Below are 1,708 nucleotides of genomic sequence, written 5' to 3'. Positions count from 1 at the left end.
CCCTATGTGTTAGGATAGTTGTCGTAAGGAGTAAAATCTGTGTATAATAAAGTAACGACAATAAATCCTAAGGAGAATTAATATGCCAAAAAAAGTATACTCTAAAAAATTAAAAGAATCTGTTTTCAAAAGACTTGCAAATGGTGAAAAGGTATCTGATTTAGCTAAAGAATTAAATATACCTAAAAATACTCTTTACACATGGAGAAAAAAAGTTCTTAAAGAAAACTCAAATGACAGTAAAAAAGCGAGTAAATGGAGCTCTAAGGATAAATTCCAAGCAGTTTTAGAAACTGCAAGTTTATCTGAATTGGAAACTTCTAAATACTGTCGCAAAAAAGGAATCCATCTTGAAGAATTAAACAGTTGGATAAAACAATGTCAAAATGCTAACAATACTAGATTTGAAGATCCTCAAGAAGTTAAAGATAACTTAAAAAATGAGCAACAGAAAACCAAAGAACTTCAAAAAGAACTAAGGTATAAAGAAAAAGCTCTAGCAGAAGCTGCAGCTTTACTGGTTCTTAGAAAAAAGGCAAATGCGATTTGGGGGGAGCCAAAGGAAGACTGATCAGGAATCCAGATCGCATAAAAGCAGTAAAGCTGATCAATGAAGCAAGAGAAAATGGTTCTAGACTAGAACCAGCTTGTAAAGAGCTTGGAATCTGCTCTCGCACCTATCAAAGGTGGACTGAAAATGGTGGTGTCAAAAAAGATCAAAGACCACTAGTTAAAAGAAAACCACCTAAAAATAAATTGACAGAATCAGAAAGAAAAGAAATTATTGAAATTGCAAATAGCAAAGAATATGCAGACTTACCACCATCAAAGATTGTACCCAAATTAGCTGATAAAGATAAATATATTGCTTCAGAGTCAACTTTCTATAGAGTTTTAAAAGAAGAAAAATTGAATACTCATAGAAGCAAATCTAAAGAACCTGTTAAAAGAGAAATACCAACACATATAGCTACTGAGCCAAACCAAGTTTGGACTTGGGATATAACATGGCTTAATGCTTTTATTAAGGGTGAATATTTTAAGCTTTACCTAATTACTGATATGTTTAGTAGATTGATAATTGCTCATGAAGTCTGGGAAACAGAAAATGCTGAGTATTCTAAAAGATTAATTAGAAAAGCAACTCTGTCTCAGGGCATAGCTAAAAAAGATAAACCACTAGTATTACATTCTGATAATGGTAGTCCTATGAAAGCAGCAACATTTATGGCTACTTTAGAGAAACTGGGAATACAAAGTTCATTTTCAAGGCCAAGAGTAAGCAATGATAATCCCTATTCTGAGTCACTATTTAAGACAATGAAGTATAGACCTGTTTACCCGAATAAAGGTTTTAAAGATCTAACTGAAGCCAGAGAATGGGTTTCTAAATTTGTTCACTGGTATAACCACGTTCATTTGCATAGTGGAATTAACTTTATAACGCCCTATCAGAGACATTATGGGCTTGATATAGATATAATGAAAAAGCGTATTAAAACTTATAAAAAAGCAAAAGCAGCTCATCCAGAAAGATGGTCAGGAAAAATTAGAAACTGGTCACTTCCTGAATATGTAACATTAAATCCAATGAAAGAAGATGAAGTAGAAAAACATCTTAACCAACAGAGCTCCTAACTGGAGTTCTGAATGAAAAGTATTCAAAGAAATTTTTAATTAAATGCGACAACTTACTTGACAAACACCG

Annotated in this window: 2 protein-coding genes; both read left to right on the top strand. The window is 32.6% G+C overall.

What is annotated here, in order from left to right; all coding sequences use genetic code 11:
- Positions 1-82 precede the first annotated feature (82 nt).
- Positions 83-571: a transposase gene (locus MWH28_RS12760; protein WP_248619777.1), complete on the top strand. Its 489-nt coding sequence runs from the start codon at positions 83-85 to the stop codon at positions 569-571.
- The gene (locus MWH28_RS12755; protein WP_248619776.1) at positions 547-1,638 is read left to right on the top strand and encodes an IS3 family transposase; all 1,092 of its coding nucleotides are present in this window, start codon (positions 547-549) and stop codon (positions 1,636-1,638) included. Before MWH28_RS12760 ends, MWH28_RS12755 begins: the two co-directional genes overlap by 25 nt.
- Positions 1,639-1,708: the final 70 nt, after the last annotated feature.

Origin of the sequence: Natroniella sulfidigena (assembly GCF_023223645.1) — a bacterium.
Lineage (GTDB): Bacteria > Bacillota > Halanaerobiia > Halobacteroidales > Halobacteroidaceae > Natroniella > Natroniella sulfidigena.
This window is presented reverse-complemented; position numbering and strand designations above follow the sequence as displayed.

Coding starts and splice junctions, on each gene's coding strand:
- MWH28_RS12760 (WP_248619777.1), top strand. CDS start 83: ATGCCAAAAAAAGTATACTCTAAAAAATTAAAAGAATCTGTTTTCAAA.